The organism is Nocardia rhizosphaerihabitans (assembly GCF_014646295.1).
Taxonomy (GTDB): Bacteria; Actinomycetota; Actinomycetes; order Mycobacteriales; family Mycobacteriaceae; genus Nocardia; species Nocardia rhizosphaerihabitans.
This window is the reverse complement of sequence record NZ_BMNE01000010.1, coordinates 169,240-193,397: the sequence shown is the minus strand read 5'-3', so window position 1 is coordinate 193,397 and position 24,158 is coordinate 169,240. Positions and strand designations below refer to the sequence as shown.

The 24,158-nt window shown below is 68.8% G+C and carries 27 protein-coding genes; 17 read left to right on the top strand and 10 right to left on the bottom strand.

Annotation, left to right across the window (positions count from 1 at the left end; translation table 11 throughout):
- Positions 1–41: 41 nt before the first annotated feature.
- Positions 42–1,265, top strand: a complete 1,224-nt coding sequence (gene ilvA, locus IEY60_RS31215) for a threonine ammonia-lyase (protein ID WP_189034096.1) — start codon at positions 42–44, stop codon at positions 1,263–1,265.
- Between the two features lie 50 nt (positions 1,266–1,315).
- Here the strand turns inward: ilvA and IEY60_RS31210 are convergent, their stop codons facing one another.
- From IEY60_RS31210 to IEY60_RS31200, 3 genes are all read right to left on the bottom strand, one after another.
- Entirely contained in the window at positions 1,316–1,639 is a 324-nt protein-coding gene (locus tag IEY60_RS31210) for a DMT family transporter (protein ID WP_189034095.1), read from the bottom strand.
- A gap of 59 nt (positions 1,640–1,698) precedes the next feature.
- On the bottom strand, positions 1,699–3,117 hold the full coding sequence (gene argH / locus IEY60_RS31205) for an argininosuccinate lyase (RefSeq protein WP_189034094.1): 1,419 nt from the start codon (positions 3,115–3,117) through the stop codon (positions 1,699–1,701).
- A 221-nt stretch (positions 3,118–3,338) separates the two neighbouring features.
- Positions 3,339–4,541 carry an argininosuccinate synthase gene (locus IEY60_RS31200; RefSeq protein WP_189034093.1) on the bottom strand — a complete coding sequence of 401 codons (1,203 nt, stop codon included), beginning with the start codon at positions 4,539–4,541 and terminating at the stop codon, positions 3,339–3,341.
- 281 nt (positions 4,542–4,822) lie between these two features.
- Between IEY60_RS31200 and IEY60_RS31195 the strand changes: the two genes are divergently transcribed.
- From IEY60_RS31195 to IEY60_RS31185, 4 genes are all read left to right on the top strand, one after another.
- Entirely contained in the window at positions 4,823–4,963 is a 141-nt protein-coding gene (locus tag IEY60_RS31195; RefSeq protein ID WP_189034092.1) for a hypothetical protein, read from the top strand.
- Between the two features lie 34 nt (positions 4,964–4,997).
- The gene (locus IEY60_RS36300) at positions 4,998–5,132 is read left to right on the top strand and encodes a hypothetical protein (protein WP_268241499.1); all 135 of its coding nucleotides are present in this window, start codon (positions 4,998–5,000) and stop codon (positions 5,130–5,132) included.
- A 324-nt stretch (positions 5,133–5,456) separates the two neighbouring features.
- Positions 5,457–5,612, top strand: coding sequence for a hypothetical protein (locus IEY60_RS31190; protein ID WP_189034091.1), 156 nt, complete (start codon positions 5,457–5,459; stop codon positions 5,610–5,612).
- 50 nt (positions 5,613–5,662) lie between these two features.
- Positions 5,663–6,469, top strand: a complete 807-nt coding sequence (locus IEY60_RS31185; protein ID WP_189034090.1) for an aldose epimerase family protein — start codon at positions 5,663–5,665, stop codon at positions 6,467–6,469.
- 11 nt (positions 6,470–6,480) lie between these two features.
- Here the strand turns inward: IEY60_RS31185 and IEY60_RS31180 are convergent, their stop codons facing one another.
- Positions 6,481–7,164, bottom strand: a complete 684-nt coding sequence (locus IEY60_RS31180; RefSeq protein WP_229740285.1) for a TetR/AcrR family transcriptional regulator — start codon at positions 7,162–7,164, stop codon at positions 6,481–6,483.
- 257 nt (positions 7,165–7,421) lie between these two features.
- Between IEY60_RS31180 and IEY60_RS31175 the strand changes: the two genes are divergently transcribed.
- The 12 genes from IEY60_RS31175 (at position 7,422) to IEY60_RS31120 (ending at position 18,184) form a co-directional block, all read left to right on the top strand.
- A complete protein-coding gene (locus IEY60_RS31175; RefSeq protein WP_373291792.1) occupies positions 7,422–8,183 on the top strand; it encodes an MlaE family ABC transporter permease in 762 nt (253 codons plus the stop codon).
- The gene (locus tag IEY60_RS31170) at positions 8,184–9,044 is read left to right on the top strand and encodes an ABC transporter permease (RefSeq protein ID WP_189034089.1); all 861 of its coding nucleotides are present in this window, start codon (positions 8,184–8,186) and stop codon (positions 9,042–9,044) included.
- Positions 9,045–9,053: 9 nt separating this feature from the next.
- Positions 9,054–10,430 (top strand): MlaD family protein, encoded by a 1,377-nt coding sequence (locus IEY60_RS31165; RefSeq protein WP_189034088.1) that lies wholly within the window; start codon positions 9,054–9,056, stop codon positions 10,428–10,430.
- Position 10,431: 1 nt separating this feature from the next.
- Positions 10,432–11,454 carry an MlaD family protein gene (locus tag IEY60_RS31160; protein ID WP_189034087.1) on the top strand — a complete coding sequence of 341 codons (1,023 nt, stop codon included), beginning with the start codon at positions 10,432–10,434 and terminating at the stop codon, positions 11,452–11,454.
- Positions 11,451–12,482 carry an MCE family protein gene (locus IEY60_RS31155; RefSeq protein ID WP_189034086.1) on the top strand — a complete coding sequence of 344 codons (1,032 nt, stop codon included), beginning with the start codon at positions 11,451–11,453 and terminating at the stop codon, positions 12,480–12,482. Before IEY60_RS31160 ends, IEY60_RS31155 begins: the two co-directional genes overlap by 4 nt.
- Positions 12,479–13,555: an MCE family protein gene (locus IEY60_RS31150; protein ID WP_189034085.1), complete on the top strand. Its 1,077-nt coding sequence runs from the start codon at positions 12,479–12,481 to the stop codon at positions 13,553–13,555. Before IEY60_RS31155 ends, IEY60_RS31150 begins: the two co-directional genes overlap by 4 nt.
- Positions 13,552–14,628 carry an MCE family protein gene (locus tag IEY60_RS31145; RefSeq protein ID WP_189034084.1) on the top strand — a complete coding sequence of 359 codons (1,077 nt, stop codon included), beginning with the start codon at positions 13,552–13,554 and terminating at the stop codon, positions 14,626–14,628. Before IEY60_RS31150 ends, IEY60_RS31145 begins: the two co-directional genes overlap by 4 nt.
- Positions 14,625–15,821 carry an MCE family protein gene (locus IEY60_RS31140; protein ID WP_189034083.1) on the top strand — a complete coding sequence of 399 codons (1,197 nt, stop codon included), beginning with the start codon at positions 14,625–14,627 and terminating at the stop codon, positions 15,819–15,821. Before IEY60_RS31145 ends, IEY60_RS31140 begins: the two co-directional genes overlap by 4 nt.
- Before the next feature lie 23 nt (positions 15,822–15,844).
- The gene (locus IEY60_RS31135) at positions 15,845–16,474 is read left to right on the top strand and encodes an Rv1363c family protein (RefSeq protein WP_189034082.1); all 630 of its coding nucleotides are present in this window, start codon (positions 15,845–15,847) and stop codon (positions 16,472–16,474) included.
- Between the two features lie 16 nt (positions 16,475–16,490).
- Positions 16,491–16,856 carry a hypothetical protein gene (locus IEY60_RS31130; RefSeq protein WP_189034081.1) on the top strand — a complete coding sequence of 122 codons (366 nt, stop codon included), beginning with the start codon at positions 16,491–16,493 and terminating at the stop codon, positions 16,854–16,856.
- Between the two features lie 82 nt (positions 16,857–16,938).
- Positions 16,939–17,706 carry a DUF4184 family protein gene (locus tag IEY60_RS31125; protein WP_189034080.1) on the top strand — a complete coding sequence of 256 codons (768 nt, stop codon included), beginning with the start codon at positions 16,939–16,941 and terminating at the stop codon, positions 17,704–17,706.
- Positions 17,707–17,713: 7 nt separating this feature from the next.
- Positions 17,714–18,184, top strand: a complete 471-nt coding sequence (locus tag IEY60_RS31120) for a hypothetical protein (RefSeq protein ID WP_189034079.1) — start codon at positions 17,714–17,716, stop codon at positions 18,182–18,184.
- 103 nt (positions 18,185–18,287) lie between these two features.
- Here IEY60_RS31120 and IEY60_RS31115 read toward each other — a convergent pair whose 3' ends face one another.
- Genes IEY60_RS31115 through argC form a run of 6 tightly spaced genes read right to left on the bottom strand, consistent with a single transcriptional unit; the run spans position 18,288 to position 24,158 of the window.
- Positions 18,288–18,794 (bottom strand): arginine repressor, encoded by a 507-nt coding sequence (locus tag IEY60_RS31115; protein WP_189034078.1) that lies wholly within the window; start codon positions 18,792–18,794, stop codon positions 18,288–18,290.
- Between the two features lie 34 nt (positions 18,795–18,828).
- On the bottom strand, positions 18,829–19,761 hold the full coding sequence (argF, locus tag IEY60_RS31110; RefSeq protein ID WP_189034077.1) for an ornithine carbamoyltransferase: 933 nt from the start codon (positions 19,759–19,761) through the stop codon (positions 18,829–18,831).
- On the bottom strand, positions 19,758–20,996 hold the full coding sequence (locus IEY60_RS31105; RefSeq protein ID WP_189034076.1) for an acetylornithine transaminase: 1,239 nt from the start codon (positions 20,994–20,996) through the stop codon (positions 19,758–19,760). Before IEY60_RS31105 ends, argF begins: the two co-directional genes overlap by 4 nt.
- Positions 20,993–21,880 (bottom strand): acetylglutamate kinase, encoded by an 888-nt coding sequence (gene argB / locus IEY60_RS31100; protein WP_189034075.1) that lies wholly within the window; start codon positions 21,878–21,880, stop codon positions 20,993–20,995. The genes IEY60_RS31105 and argB overlap by 4 nt, the downstream gene beginning before the upstream one ends.
- Positions 21,877–23,103 (bottom strand): bifunctional glutamate N-acetyltransferase/amino-acid acetyltransferase ArgJ, encoded by a 1,227-nt coding sequence (argJ, locus tag IEY60_RS31095; protein ID WP_229740283.1) that lies wholly within the window; start codon positions 23,101–23,103, stop codon positions 21,877–21,879. Before argJ ends, argB begins: the two co-directional genes overlap by 4 nt.
- Complete coding sequence (gene argC, locus IEY60_RS31090) at positions 23,100–24,158, bottom strand: N-acetyl-gamma-glutamyl-phosphate reductase (RefSeq protein WP_189034074.1); 1,059 nt, start codon at positions 24,156–24,158, stop codon at positions 23,100–23,102. Before argC ends, argJ begins: the two co-directional genes overlap by 4 nt.

The window sequence follows — 24,158 nt, the reverse complement described above, 5'->3', positions numbered from 1 at the left end:
GTGTCTCGCATCGTGGGTCGTTTCGCCTGCCCCCTGGCACGATGTGGCGTATGGAGATCGTCGGGCTCGAGCGGATCGAGGCGGCTGCGCGGCTGCTGGCGCCGGTGATTCGGCGTACGCCGACCGTGGGGTCGCGGGTGTTGTCGGAGCGGGTCGGTGCGCAGGTGCTGCTCAAGTGCGAGAACCTGCAGCGCACCGGGTCGTTCAAGCCGCGCGGCGCGTACAACCGGATCGCGAACATGCCCGCGGCCGAGCGGGCGCGCGGCGTGGTGGCGGCGAGCGCGGGCAATCACGCGCAGGGCGTTGCGTGGTCGGCGGCGGAGCTCGGGATCACCTCGACGGTGTTCATGCCGGTCGGAGCGTCGCTGCCGAAGCTGGTCGCCACGCGTGCCTACGGGGCAGAGGTACATCTGGCGGGTGACTCCATCGACGAATCCCTGCTCGCCGCACAGGAATTCGCCGAGCGGACGGGCGCGACGCTGATCCATCCGTTCGATCATCCCGACATCGTCGCCGGACAGGCGACCGTCGCCCTGGAAATCCTCGAGCAGGTTCCCGATGTGGGCACGGTCGTCGTGCCGACCGGTGGTGGTGGACTGCTCGCGGGTGTCGCGGTGGCATTGCACGCCGTGGCACCGCGGGTTCGGGTGATCGGTGTGCAGGCGGCCGAGGCGGCGGCGTGGCCGGATTCGCTCGCGGCGGGCAAGCCGATTCGGGTGCCGCGGATGTCGACCATGGCCGATGGCATCGCGGTGGGGCAGCCGGGTGCGGTGCCGTTCGCCCACGTCGCCGAGTTGGTGTCCGAGATCGTCACGGTCGACGAGGACTCCTTGTCGAAGGCGCTGCTGCTGTGTCTGGAACGGGCCAAACTCATCGTCGAACCCGCGGGTGCGGCGGGTGTCGCCGCGCTCCTGTCCACCGACCTGCGCGACCTGCCCGGCCCGGTCGTGACCATCCTGTCCGGCGGAAACATCGACCCGCTGCTGCTCACGCGGGTGATCGGCCACGGTCTCAGCGCGGCGGGCCGCTACCTGGCCATGCGCGTCACCATCGCCGACCGCCCCGGTGCGCTGTCCGCACTGCTCGGCGTCGTCGGCCGCGCGGGCGCGAGCGTGGTCGACATCGTCCATTCCCGCACCGGCATGTGGCTGGCCGTCGACGAGGTCGAGGTCTCGCTCACCGTCGAAACCCGGGGCCCGGCCCACCGCGACGACGTGCTGGACGCGCTGCGCGACGCCGGTTTCCGAGTCCACGCGGAGCTTTAGCCTCAGTGCCTCGAGGCACCGGCGTCCCGAGGGAGCGTGCGGCTCCAGAATCAGTGCGCCCCACCGAGTTCCAGCGCCAGCACCCCGAGGATCACCAGCCCGATACCGCCGACCTGGATCAGGGTGAGCCGCTCCCCGAGGAACAGCACACCGATCGCCGCGATCGCGGCCACACCCACCGCCGACCAGATGCCGTAGGCGACTCCGATCGCCATCCCCCGCCTCAACGCCTGGGACAGGAAGAAGAACGCGGCACCGTAGCCGATCACCACGACGATCGACGGCGCCGGTTTCGTGAAGCCTTCCGACAGTTTCAGCGACACCGTCGCAGTCACCTCGGTGGCGATGGCCAGTGCCAGGAAGAGCAGGGTCATGGCCGCAGACTATCCGGACGGCCGCCCAGAACGCGCGCTACCGGGCTACGGGTACGACCTCAGCGCAACCAGGCGCGAGCGTCGTCGGCGGTCCTGCGGACCTCGTCGAGCTGCTCGGCGACACGGACGCCTGCGGTGCCGCCACGCGCATTGCGCGAGGCGATGGAGCCCTGGACCGTGAGCACTTCGCGCACACCGGCGGTCAGGGACGGGTCGACGGCGGCGAACTCCTCGTCGGTCAGTTCGTCGAGACCGACACCGCGCGCCTCGGCGACCCGCACACACGCACCGGCGGCCTCGTGGGCGACGCGGAACGGAACACCTTGGCGCACCATCCATTCCGCGATGTCGGTGGCGAGGGTGAAGCCGGCGGGGGCGAGTTCGGCCATCCGGTCGGTGTGGAAGGTGAGGGTGCCGACCAAGCCCGCGATGGCGGGCAGCAGCAGTTCGAGCTGGGCGACCGAGTCGAACAGGGGTTCCTTGTCCTCCTGCAGGTCCCGGTTGTAGGCCAGCGGCTGCGCCTTCAACGTCGCCAGCAGACCGGTCAGGTTGCCGATCAGGCGGCCCGCCTTGCCGCGCGTCAGCTCGGAGACGTCGGGGTTCTTCTTCTGCGGCATGATCGACGACCCGGTCGACCACGCGTCGGCCAGGGTGACGTAACCGAATTCCGGTGTGCTCCAGATGATGACCTCTTCGGCCATCCGGCTCAGGTCGACGCCGATCATGGCGAGCACGAACGCGGCCTCGGCGGCGAAGTCCCGCGAGGAGGTCGCGTCGATCGAATTGGCCGCGGACGCGGTGAAATCGAGATCGGCGGCGATCTGCTCGGGATCCAGTCCCAGCGACGAACCGGCCAGCGCGCCCGAACCGTACGGCGAGATGGCAGCGCGCTTGTCGAAGTCGCGCAGGCGTTCCAGATCACGCAGCAGCGGATGCGCGTGGGCGAGCAGATGGTGCGCGAGCAACACGGGCTGCGCGGCCTGCAGGTGGGTCTTGCCCGGCATTACCGCGTCCGGGTGCGCGGCGGCCTGGCCGACGAGCGCATCGACCACATCGAGCACACCGGCGGCGACCCGGCGCACACCGTCACGCAGCCACATGCGGAACAGGGTGGCGACCTGGTCGTTGCGCGAACGGCCCGCCCGCAGCCGGCCACCGAGTTCGGTGCCGACCCGCTCGATCAGCCCGCGCTCGAGCGCACCGTGCACGTCCTCGTCGGAGTCGGCGGGACCGTAGGCGCCCGAGGCGACGTCGGCGGCGAGCGCTTCCAGCCCGGCGAGCATGCCGGTCAGGTCCTCGTCGGAGAGCAGCCCCGCCTTGTGCAGCACGCGAGCATGCGCCTTGGACGCGCGGATGTCATAGGGAGCCAGCGCCCAGTCGAAATGGGTCGATTTGCTCAGCGCCGCCATCGCCTCGGCGGGGCCGGACGCGAATCGCCCACCCCAGAGCGCACCTTCGTTGGTTCCACTATGGGTCATCGTGTGCCCTCTCCTGGGTGTCGGCGGTTACGGCGCAGAACGGCTGCCGCGCACAGACGGGCAACCGCATCGAGCCTACGGTTGCCGCCTGATCTAGCGAGAACATGGGTAACTCACCGGGTACGCCAAGAACAGGCGCTTCGGGTGAGCCCGATAGGAATAGCGGCAGCCTCCCCACGACCGGCAAAAGTCGCGGGGAGGCGGGGGAGCCTACTTACTTCCTACTTCTGGTTGAGGTCGCGGCGGGCGGCGACCTTCGAGGACAGGCCGTGGATCTGCACGAAGCCCTTGGCCAGCGACTGGTCGAAGGTGTCGCCCTCGTCGTAGGTGGCCAGGTTGAAGTCGTAGAGCGACTGCTCGGAGCGGCGGCCGTTGACCACGGCGGAACCACCGTGCAGCACCATCCGGATGTCGCCGGTGACGTGCTGCTGGGTGTCCTGCACGAACGCGTCGAGGGCGCGCTTGAGCGGGGAGAACCACAGGCCGTCGTAGGCCAGCTCGCCCCAGCGCTGCTCGACCTGGCGCTTGTAGCGGCCCAGCTCGCGCTCGATGGTGACGTTCTCCAGGGCCTGGTGCGCGGTGATCAGCGCGATGGCGCCCGGCGCCTCGTAGATCTCGCGGCTCTTGATGCCGACGAGCCGGTCCTCGACCATGTCGAGGCGGCCGACGCCCTGGCGACCGGCGCGGGTGTTCATCTCCTCGATGGCTTGCAGCACGGTGACCTGGCGACCGTCGATGGCGACCGGCACACCCTTGTCGAAGGTGATGATGACCTCGTCGGGCGCCTCGAAGTTCACCGTCGGGTCGGCGGTGTAGTCGTAGACGTCCTTGGTCGGCGCGTTCCACAGGTCCTCGAGGAAGCCGGTCTCGACGGCGCGGCCCCACACGTTCTGGTCGATCGAGAACGGCGACTTCTTGGTGACGTTGATCGGCAGGTTGTTCTGCTCGGCGAAGGCGATGGCCTTCTCCCGGGTCCAGGCGTAGTCGCGGACCGGGGCGATGACCTCCAGGTCCGGCGCCAGGGCGCCGATGCCGACCTCGAAGCGGACCTGGTCGTTGCCCTTGCCGGTGCAGCCGTGCGAGACGGTGGTGGCGTTATGGAACTTGGCGGCCTCGACCAGGTGCTTGACGATCAGCGGGCGGCTGATGGCCGAGACCAGTGGGTACTGGCCCATGTACATGGCGTTGGCCTGGATGGTGGGCAGGCAGTACTGGTCGGCAAACTCGTCGCGCGCGTCGACCACGATGGCCTCCACGGCGCCGCAGTCCAGCGCGCGCTGGCGCACCACGTTCATGTCCTCGCCACCCTGGCCCAGGTCGATGGCAACGGCCACCACCTCGGAACCGGTCTCCTTCGCGATCCAGCTGATGGCGACGGAGGTGTCAAGCCCACCGGAGTAGGCGAGTACGACGCGATCGGACATGTCTGTTGTGCTCCTCGAAGTGTGTACGTCATCTGCACGGGCTGCCTCGAGCAGTATGAATGCTCCGGCCGCCGGTCGGCTCGCGCCGCTGCTGCAAATGATTATGCACGATGATGCAATCTCATTCATACCCGGGGGTGAGTGCCGCATCGATTCATGCCGGGCATCCCACTGAAATCGCCTGCCACCTGCGGATACATTGCAACAGCAACTTGGCAGCAAGCACCTTCTGTGAGACGCTGGTCACACAACCAGCCATCGGTCGGGGTCGAGGAGTGAACATGCAGCAGCTACGTGATTTCGCCGAGGCGAACTACGACCTGATCGGGGCCGTCGTCATCGGACTCGGCAATTTCGGGTTGACGGTCGCCAAGCTGGTCATCGACCTCGGCACGCCGATCCTCCAGGGCTACTTCGCCTGACCAGCCGAGTCCGTACCAGCACAGGGAGCACATCATGGAGGACGCGATCCTGCAATTTCTGTCCGACCACTACGAATCCGGCGCCACCGTCGGCCTGGCCATCGGGCGGGTCCTCTTCGACCTCTCCGCACCCCTGGCTCTGGCGATCCTGAACTTCCTCGCCTCCTGATCACCGGATCGAGCGAAGGCGGCTGTCGAGCGACGACCGCACCCGGGGCCAGTCCTCGCTGGTGATCGAGAACAGCACGCTGTCACGCACGGTGCCGTCCGCTCCGGCCACACCTCATCGGAGCTTCTGGGGTCGGGTATCGGCTCGAAGCGGTCCGGATCGAAAGTTTGTGGCACACCGGGAATATGCGGCCCGAACTGCGCGTAGCCCGGTGGGAGGACACTTCGGCGCCACCGCGGATCGCCCGACACCCGACACCTTCGCGTCCACGTGTGGCACTCTGGGAGAGCACTATTCGGCTCGCCAAACGTGAGGACGAACAAGATGCTCCACTACATCGCGCAGGAATTCTCCACCCTCGGCAACGGCGTGCTCGATGTCGGCCGGGCCGTCGTCGAACTGGTGCAGGACATCATCGACGTCGCGACTCCGAACAATCCGGGCGGCGGCGCGGGCGGCGGTCAGTACCCGTTCGCCTGATCCGGCGTGGGCTCCCGCCACCGACCGGAGCGCGCCGCTAGTCTCCCCGCATGACCGCCGACGACGACGTGCAGCTCGACGCAGGCAAAGCACGACTCGTCATCGCGCCGGGAGACGGCGGCGCACTGCACAGCCTCACCGTCGACGGCACCGAGCTGCTGCGGCAGGACCCGGGGACAGGCTGTTTCGTCATGGCTCCGTGGGCGGGCAGGCTCGGCTACGGCACCTTCACCGTCGGTGACCAGACCTACCGGATGCCGATCAACAATCCGCCACACAGCATCCATGGCACCGCCCGCGACGGCGCGTGGGAGGTCGTCTCCGCGTCGGCGACCGAGGCGACACTGCGGCACCGGCTGACCGACCCGTGGCCGTTCGCGGGCACCGTCACCCAGAGGTTCGCCCTCACCGACACCGGTCTCACCCTGTCGCTGCGCATCGCCACCGACCACGACCCCTTCCCCGCGCAGGGCGGTTGGCATCCGTGGTTCCTGCGCGAGCTGCCGCCTGCCACCGGACCACTCGCAGTCGACTTCCGGCCCGCCTGGCAGTACGAGCGCGGCGCGGACTTCCTGCCCACCGGCCGCCACATCGCGCCGACCCCGCCACCGTGGGACGACTGTTTCGGCATGCCCGACGGCGTCCTCGTTCGACTGACCTGGCCCGGCTTCCTCGAACTCACGATCAGCAGCCGGGTTCCCGACGTGGTCGTCTGGACGCTGCCGGAGGAATCACTGTCGGTGGAGGCCCAATCCGGCCCGCCCGACGGCGTGAACACCGACCCCAGGATGGTGACCCCCGACTCGCCGCTCGACATCCGCGTCGACTGGACCTGGCGGCGGTTGTCGCCGAACTGAATTCGGCCATCTCACCCGGCGTCGTCGCGCGGCGCCCTCGGCACGGTCCGCAACAGGGAATGCACCACCGGACGCAACCGCGCCGGCGGAAACCGTTGCGCGTCGGACAGCACCATCCTGCCCAGTGTCTCGGCGAAGCCGAACAGCGTGTGACCGATCAGTTCCACGTCCACCTCGGCGACGCCGCCCCGTAATCGCAGCCCCTGACCGAGCAATTCGATACCGCGGCACAGCATCTCGTCCCTGGCCGCGCCGAGAAGTTCCCGATAGCCCACGGGCGCACCGTCACTGGGCAGCAGGATCAACCGCCAGCGCGACGGGTCGGCGGCCACCGAGTCGAGGAACGCCATCAGCGCCGCGACGAACTCCTCGTCGGGATCGGTGCCACGCAGATCCGCGGGCATCGCCGCGAACACCTGCGCCATCCCGGCCGCGTGTTCGCGCCGCAGCAGCGCCGCGACCAATTCCGGCGCCGCCGGGAACAGCGCGTACAGCACCGGCTTGGCGACACCCGCCTCCTGCGCGACCGCCTGCATCGTCAACCGGGCCAGCCCGTCGCGGGCGACGACGCGCAAGGCGGCATCGAGAAGCTGCTCCCGGCGCTGCGCGGGTGGCAGCCGGGGCGCATTGCGCCCCCGGGGTCGTCCGGCACCCGACACCTGCCACACCCCGGTCGACTTCCGCTGCACACTCACGCAGCGATCATGCCCCAATTCGGAGACAGCCGAACGGGCTATTGTTACTGTCTCAGACTGTTGGCTACACCACCGTAGAAATTGATAGCTACGGTCGCGTAGCGCTTCAGTCAGCTCTGGTCGCGCAGGACGGCGGCCGCACCGGAACCGGGGTGATCGTCATCGTCGCGACAGTTGAAACAGCCAGTACACCAACGGATCGCGAGCTCGTCGTCGAATTCGGCACCCACTGGTGGCGTGCCCATCCGCAGCAGTCGATCGAGACAGCGGGCAGGCAGGTCAGGATGGGCTGGCGCGCTACCGCCGAGCTGGTCCTCGCGCTGGTCCATCGCCGGTTTCCGCTGCGGGAATTCCTGCGTCAATGCTCGTTCATGGCGGGTGTCTCAGCCACGCCGACGCTGTTGGTCGCCATCCCGGTCGCGGTGGTCGTGTCGATCCAGATCGGTTCGCTGGTCGGCCAGGTCGGCGCGACCACCTTCATCGGCGCGGTCAACGGCCTCGGCATCATCCGGCAGGGCGCGCCGCTGGTGACCTCGCTGATGATCGCCGGCGCGGTCGGCTCCTCGATCTGCGCGGATCTCGGCTCCCGCACCATCCGTGAGGAGATCGACGCCATGCGGGTGATGGGCGTCGACCCGGTGCGCAGGCTGGTCGCGCCGCGCCTGCTGGCCGCGGTGTCGGTGAGCATGCTGCTGTGCGGGTTCGTCGTCTTCATCGGTTTCGCCACGGGATACGTGTTCAACGTCTTCATCCAGGACGGCACACCGGGTTCCTACATCAGCACGTTCGCCTCGTTCGCCGTCGCGAGCGACCTGCTGGTCGCGATCGTGAAAGCGGCGGTGTTCGGCGCGCTCACCGCGATCATCGCCTGCGATGCGGGACTGCACACCAAGGGCGGCCCCGGCGGCGTCGCGAACGCGGTCAACTCGGCGGTGGTCAGTTCGGCGATCGTGCTGTTCGCGGCCAATATCGCGCTGACGCAGATCTACAACACCGTGTTTCCGTCGAAGGTGCTCTAGATGGCGAGCTACCTGCCACCCGCCCTGCGGCCATGGCGTGCGCTGCGGCAGGCGGCCCAGCCGCTCGCCGATGCCAATGTCCGTCTGGGACACCAGGGCATGGTGTTCATCGACGCGCTGCTCGCGATCCCGTTCGTCCTGCGGCACTACCGCAAAGAGGTCGTGCGGCTGATCGTCGACGTCACCTGGGGCAACGGCGCTCTGGTGGTGGGCGGCGGGACGGTGGGCGTGGTACTCATCCTGTGCGGCTTCGGCGGGGTCACTGTCGGGATGGAATCGCATACAGCGCTGGATCTGCTGACCATGAGCCCGCTCACCGGCGCCATCTCCGGTTTCGCCACCACCCGTGAGCTCGCCCCGCTGCTGGCGACGATCGCCTTCGCGGCCCAGGCCGGGTGCCGGTTCACCGCGCAGATCGGTTCGATGCGGATCGCGGAGGAGATCGACGCGCTGGAGTCGATGGCCATCCGCCCGCTCCCCTACCTGATCACCACGCGCATGCTGGCCGCGACGGTAGCGATCCTGCCGCTCTACAGCATCGGCATGGCGATCGCCTATCTCTCCACCAAGGTGACCGTGTTCTTCCTCGGCGGCAGCGGGATAGGCACCTACGACCATTACTTCCACCAGTTCCTCGACCCGGGCGACATCGTGTACTCGGTGCTCAAGGCGGTCGCGTTCGTGCTCGTCGCGACGTTCATCCAATGCCACTACGGCTATATCGCCGCCGGTGGTCCCGAGGGTGTCGGCGTCGCGGCGGGCCGGGCCATCAAGATGACGATCATCGTGGTCGTCTTCCTCAATCTGCTTCTCACCATGGCTATCTGGGGCGTCGACCCGGGTATCCGGATCTCGGGATAGGTGGTCGGCGTGTATCCGGATCCCAGTGGGCGCGGCTGGTCGCGCAGGCGTCTCGGCCTGGCCGGGGTGGCGATGACGGCGAGTGTGTCGACCGTGGTGGCCTTGCTCGGGCTGCGCTACGGCGGCCATTTCGAGGACTCCGTCGCGGTGACGGCCATGATGACCAGCACCGGCGACGGCCTGCCCGCCCGCGCGGACGTGCGCTTCCGCGGAATGCTCGTCGGCGCGGTGTCCGAAGTGGAGATCGCGGACAAGGGTCTACGGCAGCGGGTCGGTCTGCGGCTGGAACCGGCTGCGGCCGCGTCGATTCCGGTCACGGTCACCGCCCGGGTCGTGCCTGCCAACATCTTCGGCGTCACCGCGATCGAACTGGTCGACAACGGCGCCGCCGCCTCGACCCTGGGCGCGGGAGCGGTCGTCGAACAGGACACCAGCAGCGCCACCGTCGCCCTGCAAACCACCCTGACCACCCTGCGTGACGTCCTCGACCGCATCCAGCCCGCCAAGCTGGCGCGGGTGCTGGCCACCCTCGCCGACGCGCTCGACGGCGACACCCGCCTGCCCGGTTCGACCATCGAGCGGCTGGACCAGTGGATCACCGAGGTCCGTGCGCTGCCCGGGATCGGCACACTGCTCGGCGATCTCGGCGCGGCGGCGTCCGCGGTGAACCAGTCGGCGCCCGAACTGGTCGACGCCCTCGGCCGCTCGGTGCAGACGGCCCGCACGATCACCGAGCGCCGCGCACAGGTCGTCGAGCTGCTCACCGCCGCGGGCATCGCCACCGACGCGACCCAGGACCTGTTCGCCCGGAATCCCGACGCGGGTAAGGAACTCGTGGTCGGTCTGGACGAGACGTTCGGTGCGCTGGCGGCGGATCCCTCGGCTCTCACCGACACCGTCACCGGACTCGGCGCCTCATTGAACCGCCTTGCCACCGTGTTCAATTGGGGACCGAGCAAGCAGATGCGCTGGGACATCACGGTGTCGTTCACCCCGTTCCGCCAGTACAGCGCAGCCGATTGCCCCCGCTACGGCGAGCAGAGCGGACCTCGCTGCGGTGGGCCCTCGGTGCCCGAAGTGGCTGCGCCACAGACCTATCCGACCCAGTTGTTGCCGGGCTGGCTAGCCACAGCGGGCCCCGCCCCGATGCCGGGGCTGCCGACGCTGACACTGCCCACCTTGCCGGGGCTGTCACTTCCCACCATCCCCGGACTGGTCATCCCCGGCATCACCGCACCGGCGAGCACCACCATGCCGATCGCCCTGACCGGCCCGGATGCCGTCGCGGCGATCGTCGGCGGCAGGCCGAACCTCACCGAGCTGCTGCTGCTCGGCACCGTGCTGACCGGTGCGACCGTCACCCTCGATACCCCGGGAGGACACTGACATGCGTTCGCGCACCACCTATCTCGGGCTCGCCGTATTCGTCGCGCTCTCACTCGTCGCGACCTACACGATCTGGTCGACCCTGCAGCGCTCCGTTCCCGGTGACACCCACCGCTACAGCGCCACCTTCACCGAGGTGCTCGGCCTGCGCGAAGGCGACGACGTGCGGATCGCCGGAGTGCGGGTCGGCCGGGTCGACGCGATCGACCTGGTCGATCGCAGGCATGCCAGGGTGACCCTGTCCGTGCAGTCCCGCCAGCACCTGAGCACCACCACGAAGGCGCTCATCCGCTATCAGAATCTGATCGGTCAGCGCTATGTCGCGCTGGCGGTGGGCGAATCGGCGGGTGAACCGCTCCCTGCCGGCGGATCGATTCCCTTGGAGCGCACCGAATCCTCGTTCGACGTCTCGACCATGCTCTCCGGTTTCGAGCCGCTGTTCAGCCTGTTGCAGCCCGACGAGGTGAACTCGCTGTCGGAGACCCTCGTCCAGGCTTTGCAGGGCGACGGGGTCTCGCTGTCGGCCTTGATCACCCAGGCCGCGGCGCTGGCCGCCACCTTCGGGGAACGCGATCAGATTCTCGGCGCGGTGATCAGCAATCTGAGCGACGTCATCGCCAGTCTGGCCCACCGTAGCGGCGAGCTGGAGACCCTCATCACCCAGTCGCGTGCGCTGGTGACGGGCTTGTACGAGCAGGGCGCGGTGCTCAGCGAAGCGGTCACCGGCATCGCAGAGTCCACGACCGCGCTGACCGACCTGATCGGCCGGGTCGCACCCGGCATGGCGCTGGCCCAGCAGCAGGCGAGCACCGGTGTCGAGCTGCTGCTGTCCAACGGCGAGCGCCTGGACCGTTCGGCGATCGAGCTGCCGCTGGTGCTGGCCGGGCTGGCCCGGATCGCGGGCAACGGAACCTACATCAATGCCCACATCTGCAGTCTGGACCTGTCGCTGTGGGGCGTGCTGTTCCCGCGCGGCCTGTTCTCGCAGGTCGGCGGCAATTCCCACACGGAGGTGTGCAGATGATCGCGTCCCTGTTCGCGCGCGTGACAGCCGCGGTGCGCGCGTCGACCCGCAGCCGGAACCTGTGGCTCGGCATGGCGGCGGGCGCCGCCGTGGTGGCGCTGGTCCTCGGCTCCGGCGTGCTCGCCCGCGCCGAACTCGGCAAGGCGACGGTGCACGCCGAGTTCGCCCAGGCCGCCGGCCTGCGGACGGGCAACAGTGTCGACATCGCGGGTATCGAGGTGGGCACCGTGAAATCGGTTCGGCTGGAGCGTGATCGCGTGGTGGTGGCGATGAGTCTGCGCTCGGAGGTGGAGTTGGGTCGCGACGCCGAGGCCGCCATCAAGATGTCGACGATTCTCGGCAAGATGCACATCGAGCTCGATCCCGGCCAGGGCACCGACCTCGACGGCCACCGGATTCCGTTGTCGGCCACAACCGTTCCCTACAACCTGGCGAAGGTCGTGAACGATCCGAAGTACCGCAACTCCTTCGAACATCTCGAGCGGCTGGACCCGAACGCGTTGCGCGACAGCCTGGATGCGGTCAGCAAGCAGATGGGCGACTCACCGCATCTCACCGCGCAGGCGCTCGACAGCGTCGGTGCGCTGGCGAAGGTCGTGGCCACGCGCCGTGACGAGGTCGACCAGTTGCTCACCAGCATGGACCAGGTGTCGGGGCTGATCGCCGACAACCAGAACAGCGTGCTCCTGCTGCTGACCAGGGGGCAGGCGATCGGTGACGCGGTGACCCGCCGCCGGGACCTGATTCGCGAACTGCTCGACAATGTCGCCGCCGCGTCGAAGATCCTGCAGGACATGGGCGTCGACAACGGCGGCAGGCTCGGTCCGCTCATCCACAGCCTGAACACCATGTCACAGGGCTTGGAGAAGAACCGCGCCAACCTCGACGCGCTGTATCAGATGATGCCGGTGACGATGCGCCAGTTCAACAACGGCTTCGGCCAAGGTCCGTATGGAGAGGTCTATATGCCGTGGTTGTTCCCGGACAACTGGCTGTGCCTGGCCCAGGTTGTCGAGGGGTGCCGATGATGCGCAGAGCAATTCGAGCCGCCGTTCTGGTGGCACTGACCGCGGCCGGTGCCGGATGCTCGTCGATCCCGATGTCGCTGCGGCCGGACACGATGCAGATCAGCGCCGATTTCGACAGTGCCGCCGGTCTTTTCGTCGGCAACGAGGTCTCGGTGCTCGGCGTTCCGGTGGGCCGGGTCGACGCGATCGAACAGCGGGGAGCCTTCGTCGAGGTGCGGATGACCATCGAGGAGGGCACCGAGCTGCCTGCCGATGCGATGGCAGCGCTGGTCTCCCCGCAGCTCATCACCAATCGGCACGTGGAACTCACTCCCGCCTACACCGGTGAGGGTCCGACACTGACCGATGGCACCCATATCCCCCTGGCGCGCACCAGAACTCCCGTCGAACTCGACCGCATCCTGCGCAACTTCGAGCAGCTCGGCGCATCGTTGAAGGGCGACAACACTGACGGCCCGATGGCCAGCCGTGTCCTGTTCCCGATGCTCGACGGCAACGGCGACCGCATTCGCGAGACCCTCGACGCACTGGCAGGCGCCTTCGAGGTGACGCTGGCCAACCGTGACCAGATCTCCAGCACCATCGTCGAATTGAACGAACTCACCGCGGTGGTGGCCGGCAACGATCAGACGGTGCGCGACTTCAGCGCCCGCCTCACCGAACTGGTGACCCTGCTCGCCGAGCAGGCGCCCGGGTTGGCGGCGGTGCTCGCCCAGGTCAACGACTTCATCGCCAACACCTCGACCGTCCTCACCGAGAACCGCGTGCCGCTGACCGACGCGGTGAACCGTCTCGTCGGCATCACCGCGCAGATGCGCGACAATGCCCGGGGGCTCACCGAGATCGTCGACGTGGCGCCGCTGCTGTTCGAAAACCTCAGCCGGTCGGTCAGCACCGAACATCAGGCGATGCGGTTGCACTTGCTCACCGATAAATCGGTGCTGGACAACGAGATCCTGTCGACCTTGTGCGAGCGGCTCGCCCTGCGCGCCGACGGCTGCCGCACCGGCAAGCTGATGGACTTCGGCCCGGACTTCGGTCTGACCGCCGCGCTGCTGGGACTCACCGAATGAACGGCCGCACCGCCCGGGTCGCCGTCACGGTTCTGGCCACGTTGAGTCTCGCTTCGTGCACCGTCGACACCGTTCCCTTGCCCAGGCCGGGCGTGGACGGCCCGTCCTATCGGCTGCACGCGGTGTTCGACAACGCGCTCAATCTCCCGGAACGGGCGCGGGTGAAGATCGGCGGCATCGACATCGGCGTCGTGACCGGGATCGACACCACGAACTTCCTGGCCGATGTCGAGCTCGAGGTGCGTCGCGACATCGCGCTGCCCCGCGGCACCCGGGCCGAACTGCGGCAGTCGACGCCACTGGGTGACATCCACGTCGCCGTCACCCTGCCCGAACACCGGCCCGGTGCGCCGCTGCTCGGCGACGGTGACGTCATCGACCGCGAGCACACCTCCGCGGGCGCCTCGGTGGAGGAGCTGATGATGGCGATGTCGATGCTGCTCGACGGTGGGGCGATGAACCAGGTCGCGCGCATCACCTCGGAGCTGAACTCGATCGTCGGCGGCCGCGGACCGCAACTGTCGCATCTGCTCACCGAACTCACCGCCGTCCTCGGTGCGCTGAATCAGCGGACAGGCCAGATAGATTCGGTCCTGCACGGTCTCGACGGCCTCACCTCGACCCTGCGGACCCGCAAGACCGAACTCGGGCAGGCCGCCGACACGTTCCCCGATCTGATCGCGGTGATCGCCGAGAACAACAGGGCCATCGCCGATCTCACGACGAAGGTATCCACCGTGACCGCCGCACTCGGCGACTTCACGACCACCACCGGACCCGAATTCCTCAGCCTGTTCGACAGCGTCCAGCGGCTGATGGAGGGATTCACCCGGATGGGCGACGATCTCGCGGGCACCCTCGACCAGTTCAACGCGCTCGCCCCCGCGGTGCAGGCCAGCACCCAGGGGTCGAGTCTGGCTGTCGCCGCGACCGTGTCGTATCTGGACGTCGGCGCGCTGACCGATCCGTCGGGCAGCAGATTGCCCGACGGCACCGATGTGACCGCGTTCATCGGCAGCCTGTCCCAGGTGCTGGCGCGGGTGCTCGGCCGGTTGCAGGGAGGACACCGATGATCGATCGAGGTGCCGGACTCGTTGTCCGCCTGGCTCGTTGGGCCCACGGGAGGCGGACGGTGTTCGCCATGCTCGGGATGGTCGGGCTGCTCGTCGTCGGCTCCGGGTACATCGCCGTCGATGTGGTCGGGGTGCGGCCGCTGCGCACGACCTACACTGTGCGGGTGCACCTGGACCGCTCCGGTGGCCTGCTGCCGCACAGCACCGTCACCGTTCGCGGCGTGAAGGTAGGGTCTGTGCGCGCGATCGGAATCGACGGCACCGGGATTCGCGCCGACGCCGACATCGACAGTGCCGCACGCATTCCCGTCGGCTCACCCGTGGCGGTGGGCCGGTTGTCGGCGGCGGGCGAGCAGTATCTCGACTTCCGGCCGAGTACCGGCGACGGTCCCTATCTCGCCGACGGTGCCGTCGTGTCGGCGGATCAGGTGAGCACCCCGGTCACCATCGACTCGTTCCTGTCGAACACCGGGGCGCTGGTCGCCGGGATGAATCCGGAGCGGCTCACCGTGATCGTCGACGAGCTCGATCGCGCGCTCGGCGGTGGGCCGGATGTGCTGCGCACCGTCATCAGCGGACTCAGTCAGGCGATGGCCGGGCTCACCGGGTTGCTGCCGCAGACCACCGAGCTGATCCGGAATCTCCAGGTCATCGCGGAGACGACCAGCCACGCGCAACCCGACCTCGCCACCCTCGTGCGCGGTTCGGGCACGCTGTTCGACCAGATGAGCGCCGCCGATCAGGAGGTCCGCGAGCTACTCGACCTCGGGCCGGGGCGGCTCGCCTCGCTGGGCGGTGTGCTCGCCGACACCACCGATCCGCTGACGAACCTGGTGACCAACTTCGTCGCGATCACCAAGGCCGCGCGCCTGCGCACGCCCGCGATGACGGCGCTGTTCCCCGCCTTGCGCACCGGTGTCATCGCCGTCGGTATCCCGGCCCACGACAACGCTTTCCACACGCTGGCGGAGGCGTGGCCGCGCCCGACCTGTGAATACGAGTCGATCCCGGTCTCCCCCGTCGAGGTTTCCGACGGCCGCACGCGGCTCTACAACTACTGCGTCACCAGCCAACCCGAACTCCAGATCCGTGGCTCGGCCAATGCGCCACGGCCCGCGGGCCGCGACAACGGGTCGGGTCCGCCGCCCGGCGTCACCGGCAACGAGCTGTCTGTTCCCCTGCCCGCCAGATGAATCCACTTACCGAGGACGTACCGATGACCACCGACGAGCAGTCGACCGACGATCCGATCATCACCGAACGTAATGACAGCGAACCGGTCGCCGCCGATGAGCCGATCGTGCCCGAGGCCGGTGCCGAGTCGAGGATCGACCAGGCGGGCATCACGCGTCGAATCACGCTGGGCCGCACCGTCACCCTGGTCTCGATGGTCGCTCTGGTCGCGGTCGGTGTCGCCTCCTACTTGGCCGTGGACAATCACCGGATCCGTTCGCGGGAGGACGCTCGCGCCGCCGCCCAGCAGGCGGCCTGCGCCTACGCCCCGGTCCTGGCCCGCTACGACGCCAAGAATCTCGACACCTATTTCGCCGCGGTCCTGGCGGGCGCCACCGGCGACTGGAAGACCGAATTCGACGCCACCAGCAAGGATCTGCGCGATGTCCTGACCCAGGGGCAAGTCGTCTCCACCGTCGGCAACGTTCAGTGCGCCATCGAATCCGCCGACGAGACCACCGCCCAGGCCGTCGCCGTCATCAATCAGACGATCACCAGCCTCGGCACCAAGGGCGTACCCGCGCCCGGCCAGCTCTCGGTGACGATGTCACTCCGCAAGGACGCCGACCGCTGGCTGGTCAGCAAAGTCAGCTCCCCGATGCTCGCCCACTGATCGACAGGACTTCGCCATGAGCCACCAGACCACCCTGCCGCGACCGGACTCCACCCTCCACAATGTGCTGCGCACGCCGGTCGCGCGCCGGATACGCCGTCAGGCCACCACCATTGCCGCGATCCTCGCGGGACGGCTGCGCTTGGCGATCGCTGCGGCCCTGACGCTCACCGTCGCCACCGTCGCCGCGGTGATCGGCGGTGCCTTCGCCCTGGCCGCACTGGTACGTGGGCTGGAGCAGTTGGTGCCCTCGTGGGTGGCCTACGGTGTCACCGCGGCCATCCTCCTGGCCTGCGCGGCGCTGGCAGCGGGCGCGGGCGCGTGGACAGTCGTACGCCTGACCAGAGTCGCCCTGCCCGCCAGGGACCACGCACGGAACTGAGCGGGTTGTGGGCACGTGCGTCGCGACAAACTCTCCGCACGAGCGCCACAGCTCCTCTGCATCCGCGGAATACGTTGAGCCGGTGCCGTTCACGCTCGCCCACCCGCTGGCTGTGCTGCCGTGTCGCCGATTCCTTACACTGCCCGCATTGATCGCCGGATCGGTGGCCCCGGATGCCGTCTACTACCTGCCGATTCCGGTCAGCGGCAGCACAACCCACTCGCCGCTCGGCGTCCTCGGCTGGGATCTGGTGATCGGGCTCGCGCTGCTGTCGGCCTTCCGACTCTCCGCCGGGCCTGCTGCCGCCCTACTCCCCTATCGCGTCGCACTGTCCGCACCGGTTCATCGCGGCGCCTGGCATCGAGCATCGTCGACGATCATCGCCCTCGCTCTCGGCGCGACGACCCACATTGTGTGGGATTCCTTCACGCAGACAGGAGGTTTCGCGGTTCAGCACTGGGATCTGTTGCGCGCTCCGATTTTCGAACCACACAAGGCCTACAACGTGCTCGGCTACGCCTCGTCGCTGGTCGGCACGGCAGTGCTCGCCTATGTCCTCGCTCGCCGCACTCGCCGGCACCCACCAACCATGCCCGCCCCGTGGCGCCGCGCGGTCCTCACCATTCTTCTTCTCACACCCGTCGCCGCTGCCGCCTCGGCCGCCGACAACCCGGTCACCCGAACCAGCACCTACGACCTCATCCGCCACACGATCGTCGGCGCAGCCCAGGGCATGGGCTTCACCTGGACGATCTCTCTGCTGCTCTGGCATGTCATGACGGCGCCTCATCGCGCGCTGACACAGCCACGGACCGGCACGGCGACGCCAGCCGTCGCACACCCGGCATGATGGACGAATGCGGATCAGCGTGACCGGACACATGAATATCACCGCCGCCACCGAACCCCTGGTCCGGGACGCCCTGTCGGCCCTCCTCGCCGATATCCCCGACCTGGTCGGCATCACCTGCCTCGCCCGCGGCGCAGACTCGGTCTTCGCGGAGGCGGTCCTGGACCACGGCGGCCGACTGGAGGTTGTGCTGCCCTCCCGAAACTATCGAACAGCCCAGGTAAAGCCCGACGACCTCCCCCGCTTCGACAACCTCCTCGCCAAAGCCCACACGGCGCGCGTAATGGACTTCGACGACGCAGGCCGAGCCGCCTACGAAGCAGCCAACAAAGTCCTCCTCGACCACTGCGACCGCCTCATCGCAGTCTGGGACGGCGACCACGGCGCCCGCGGCGGCACTGCCACCGTCGTAGCCCTCGCCCACACCCGAGCCATCCCCGTCGACATCGTCTGGCCCCCGGGCGCCGCCAGGGAATAACCGGCGAGGCCGCTGAGCCGTCAGCGTTAGCTAAGCAGCATCGTTACTTAACTTTATGCGTCCATCGTTGGATACCAGGACCGGCTGCCGAACAATGCCCCGGTCAGGCCAGGCGTTCGATTTTCGCGGCCAGTTCGGCGCCGGTGAGGGGTTCGCGGGCGATGACGGCGATGGTGTCGTCGCCGGCGATGGTGCCGACGATGTAGGGCAAGGCGGCGCGGTCGAGGGCGCTGGCCAGGAAGTGGGCGGCGCCGGGTGGGGTGCGCAGGACGGCGAGGTTGCCGCTGGCGTCGGTGGAGACCAGGAGGTCGCCGAGGAGCTTGGAGAGGCGGCCGGTGCCGCCGGTGACGCCGCGGACGGGGCTGCCGTCCTCGGGGACGACGTAGACGCCGGCGCCACCGTCGGCGGCGCGCAGTTTCACCGCGCCGAGTTCGTCGAGGTCACGTGACAGGGTCGCCTGGGTGGTCTCGATGCCCTCGGCGGCCAGCAGCGTCGCGAGTTCGGTCTGGCTGCGGACCGAATGCGCGGACAGCAGTTCCACGATGCGCGATTGGCGGCCGGCGCGGGTACGGGCGATGGCGGGCGAGCCCTTCTCGGGCGCCGTGCTCATCGCCAGCCCTCCGCGCCGGCCCCGGTTCGCGGTCTCATGCGGCGGCTTTCGCGAGCAGCCAGACCAGCAGCGCCTTCTGGGCGTGCAGCCGGTTCTCGGCTTCGTCCCAGACCACGCTGTGCGGGCCGTCGAGCACCTCGTCGGTGATCTCCTCGCCGCGGTGCGCCGGAAGGCAGTGCATCACGATGGCTTCCGGGTCGGCGGCGGCGAGCAGTGCCTCGTTGACCTGGAACGGCCGGAACGGGCCGACGCGGTCGAGGCCGTCGTTCTCCTGGCCCATCGAGGTCCAGGTGTCGGTGACGAGCACGTCGGCGCCCGTCGCACCGGCCACCGGATCGTGGGTGACCGTCACGGTCGCCCCGGTCTCGGCGGCCCGCTTGGCGGCGGCGTCCAGGATCCACGGCAGCGGCTCGAACCCGGCGGGCGCGGCGACGGTCACGTTCATGCCCGCCGTCACACCGCCGAGCAGCAGCGAATGCGCCATGTTGTTGGCGCCGTCGCCGAAGTAGGTGAGGTTCAGGCCGGCGAGAGCGCCCTTGCGTTCGGTGATCGTCTGCAGATCGGCGAGCACCTGACAGGGATGGAACTCGTTGGACAGCGCGTTCACCACGGGAACCGTCGCGGTGGTGGACATCTCGTCGAGACGGGACTGTTCGAAGGTCCGCCACACGATGGCGTCCACATAGCGCGAGAGGACGCTGCCGGTGTCGCCGAGGGTTTCCTCGCGGCCCAGCTGGGTGTCACGGCCGTCGACGACGACCGCGTGCCCGCCGAGCTGGGCGATGCCGAGCTCGAACGAGAACCGGGTACGGGTGGAGTTCTTCTCGAAGATCACCCCGACGCCGCGCGGGCCGTCGAGCGGCCGGTGCGCGAACGGATTCTTCTTCAATTCCGCCGCGATGGCGAGGATTTCGGCCTGTTCGGCCTGTGTCACGTCGTCGTCGCGCAGAAAGTGGCGCAGGGTCACTTGCTCGCTCCCTTCGCATCCGGGCTGCGGTGCTGCTCGGCTCGTTCGTCGGCATCGGCGGCGGCCTTGTCGAGAATCTCGGGCAGGTCGGCGACGAAGTTGTCGGCCTGGGTTTCGGTGAGCACCAGGGGCGGCGCCAACCGGATCACGTTGGGCTTGGCGGGGTTGATCAGGTAGCCCGCCTCCCGCGCCCGCTCGTCCACAGAGGCCGAGATGTCGTTCTTCAACACGATGCCGATGAGCAGACCCGCGCCGCGCACGTAATCGATCTCGGGATGCTCGAGCAGCGCGATGCCGTCGCTGAGCTTCTTGCCGACCCATTCCACATGGGAGAGAAGATCTTCGGAGTCGATCGTGCGCAGCACCGCCAAGGCCGCGGCGGCGCATACGGGGTTGCCGCCGAAGGTCGTCCCGTGCAGGCCCGGGGTGAGCAGTTCGGCCGCCCGGCCCTGCGCCAGCACGGCGCCGATCGGCAGGCCACCGCCCAAGCCCTTGGCCAGGGTGATCGCGTCGGGCACGATGCCCGCCGCCTGATGCGCGAAAAACGTTCCGGTGCGGCCGATTCCGGTCTGCACCTCGTCGAGGATCAGCAGTGCGCCCGCCCGCGAGGTGATCTCGCGCGCCCGCGCCAGGTAGTCGAACGGCGGGACGACCACACCGCTCTCGCCCATCATCGGCTCGAGGAACACCGCGGCGGTGTCGGAATCGACGACCCGCTCGAGCGCGTCCGCGTCACCGTAGGGCACGTGCACGACGCCGGGCGGCATCGGCGCGAACGGCTCCCGCTTCGACGGCTGACCGGTCAGCGCGAGCGCGCCCATGGTCCGGCCGTGGAAGGCCTCCTCGGCGGCGACGATCTTGGACCGGCCGGTCAGCCGGGCAATCTTGAACGCGGCCTCGTTGGCCTCGGTTCCGGAGTTGCAGAAGAACGCCTTGCCCTCACCGTTGCCGAAGTGCGCGAGCAGCTTCTCGGCCAGCTCGATCACCGGTTCGCTGGCATAGATGTTCGACACGTGGCCGAGCGTGCCCAGCTGCTGGGTGACCGCTTCCAGGATGGCCGGGTGGGCGTGGCCGAGGCTGTTCACCGCGATGCCACCGAGGAAGTCGACGTAGCGCTTGCCGTCGGCGTCGTAGACCACCGCGCCCGCGCCGCGCACCAGCGCGACCTTCGGGGTGCCGTAGTTGTTCATCATCGCGGCCGACCACCGCTGCTGCAGCTTCTCTACTTCACTCATGCGGTCACCATCGTTCCGATTCCTTCTCCGGTGAACAACTCCAGTAGTACCGAATGCGGCACGCGCCCGTCGATGACGTGGGCGCTGGGCACCCCGCCCTGGACGGCGCGCAGGCACGCTTCCATCTTCGGCACCATGCCCGCGTCCAGGCGCGGCAGCAACTCCGCCAGCGCCGTCGCGTCGATCTCACTGGTCAGCGAGGACCGGTCGGGCCAGTCGGTGTAGAGGCCCTCGACGTCGGTGAGGACGACGAGCTTCTCCGCGCCGATCCCCTCCGCCAGCGCGGCGGCGGCGGTGTCGGCGTTGATGTTGTGGACCACGCCGTCGGCGTCGGGGGCGATGGTGGAGACCACCGGGATGCGGCCCGCGTCGATCAGGTCGAGCACGGCACCGGGGTTGACCTCGGTGACGTCGCCGACCAGGCCGATATCGGTGGCGACGCCCGCCACGGTGACGGTGCGCCGGGTCGCGGTGAACAGATGCGCGTCCTCACCGGAGATGCCGACCGCGTACGGCCCGTGCGCGTTGATCAGCCCGACGAGCTCGCGCCCGACCTGGCCGAACAGCACCATCCGCACCACGTCCATCACCTCGGGGGTGGTGACGCGGAAGCCGCCGCGGAACTCGCCCGCCATGCCGAGCTTCTTCAGCATGGCGTTGATCTGCGGGCCACCGCCGTGCACGACCACCGGATGCACGCCGACGGTGCGCAGGAACGCCATGTCGGCGGCGAAGGCGGCCTTGAGTTCGTCGTCGATCATGGCGTTGCCGCCGTACTTCACGACGACGATCTTGTCGCGGAACTTCTGCAGCCACGGCAGCGCGTCGGCGAGCACATGCGCCTTGTCCAGCGCCGAAAGGGACTGCACCACACCGCTGCTCATGAGCTGTAGGCCGAATTCTCTTCGACGTAGGCGTGCGAGAGGTCGGTGGTGCGCACCATCGCGGTGCCCTCGCCGACATTGAGCTCGATCAGCACGTCGATGTCCTCGCCGGACAGGTCGACCTCGCGGGCGCCGGGCGCGCCGACACTGTCGACGCAGACCGGATTGCCGTTGAACGACACCGCGATCCGGTTCGGGTCCAGCGTCACCGGGGCGATACCGACGGCGGCGAGCACCCGGCCCCAGTTCGGGTCGGAGCCGAACAGCGCGGTCTTGACCAGGCTGTCGCGAGCGACGGCCCGGGCGACGGTCAGCGCCTCCTCCTCGGACGCCGCGCCGGTGACGGTGACCCGCACCCGCTTGGTGACGCCCTCGGCGTCGGCCATCAGCTGGGCGGCCAGGTCGTCGCACACCGTGAAGACGGCGGCGTCGAGGTCCTCCTGCGACGGCGCGACGCCGCTGGCGCCGTTGGCCAGCAGCAGCACGGTGTCGTTGGTGGAGCAGGAACCGTCGACGTCGAGCCGGTCGAAGGTGTATTTGGTGGCCTTGCGCAGCGCCTGGTCGAGCTGTTCGGGGGTCGCCACGGCGTCGGTGGTGAGCACGACGAGCATGGTGGCCAGCGACGGGGCGAGCATGCCCGCGCCCTTGGCCATGCCACCGACGTTCCACTTGTCCTCGTGGTGGAACGCCGATTCCTTCGGCACGGTGTCGGTGGTCATGATGGCGTGAGCGGCATCGGAGCCGCCGGACATGCCGCCGCCCATCTCGTGCACGATCTCGGTGACGGCGGGGATGAGCTTGTCCATCGGGAGCCGGTCACCGATGAGGCCGGTCGAGCAGACCGCGATCTCGCCCGCGCCGGTCTCGGTGCCCCAATTGCTCAGTGCCGCAGCGAGTTCCTCGGCTGTCTGGTGGGTGTCCTGGAAGCCACCGGGGCCGGTGCACGCATTCGCGCCGCCCGAGTTCAGGATGACCGCGCGCACGCGACCCGACTTCAGCACCTGCTGCGACCACAGCACCGGCGCGGCCTTGACCTGGTTGCTCGTGAACACGCCCGCCGCGGCGTATTCGGGGCCCTCGTTGAGCACCAGCGCGAGGTCGGGCTTGCCGCTGGCCTTGATGCCCGCCGCGATACCCGCGGCGCGGAAGCCGAGCGGGGCGGTGACGCCCTGGGTGTGGATCAAATTGCCATGGTCCGTCGTGTGCGGATCAGGGGTCGTCACGGTGCCACTCCTACGGTGGAAAGTCCTGCGGTCTCGTCGAATCCGACGGCCAGATTCATCGATTGCACCGCGGCGCCCGCGGTGCCCTTGGTCAAGTTGTCGATCGCGCCGATCACGACGAGCAGACCCGCGTCGGTGTCGACGGTGACCTGCAGGGTGATGGCGTTGGAGCCGAGCACCGAACCCGTCTGCGGCAGTACGCCTTCGGGCAGCAGATGCACGAACGGCTCGTCGGCGTAGGCCTTTTCGTAGACCGCGCGCGCTTCGGCCGCGTCCACCTTCACCGGGGCAGTGCAGGTCGCGAGGATGCCGCGCGGCATCGGGGCGAGGACGGGGGTGAACGACACCGCGACGTCGACGCCGCCCGCCGCCTTCAGGTTCTGCGCGATCTCGGGGGTGTGCCGGTGCGCGCCGGCGATGCTGTAGGCGCGGACGCTGCCCATCACCTCGGAACCGAGCAGGCCGACGTCGAGTTTGCGGCCCGCGCCGGAGGTGCCGCTGATGGCGACCACGTTCACGGCCGGCTCGATGATGCCTGCGGCGACGGCCGGGGCCAGCGCGACGCTGGACACGGTCGGGTAGCAGCCGGGCACGGCGATCCGCCGCGCGCCGGTGAGCGCCGCCCGGCCGCCGGGCAGCTCGGGCAGACCGTACGGCCAGCTGCCCGCGTGGGCGCTGCCGTAGTACTTCTCCCAGGCGGCGGCATCGGTGAGCCGGAAGTCGGCACCGCAGTCGATGATCACCGTGGACTCGGGCAGCGCCTGCGCGATGGCGCCGGACTGGCCGTGCGGCAGGCCGAGGAAGACGATGTCGTGGCCGGCCAGGACCTCGGGGGTGGTTTCCTGCAGGATCCGGTCGGCCAGCGGCAGCAGATGCGGCTGGAGCGCGCCCAGCGCGGTGCCCGCGTTGGATCCGGCGGTCAGCGCCCCGATCTCGAGGCGCCCGGCTCGGTATTCGGGGTGGTTCAGCAGCAGACGCAACACTTCGCCACCGGCGTATCCACTCGCACCGGCAACCGCCACCCGCAAGGCGGGTCCTCCCGACGAATCAACCAT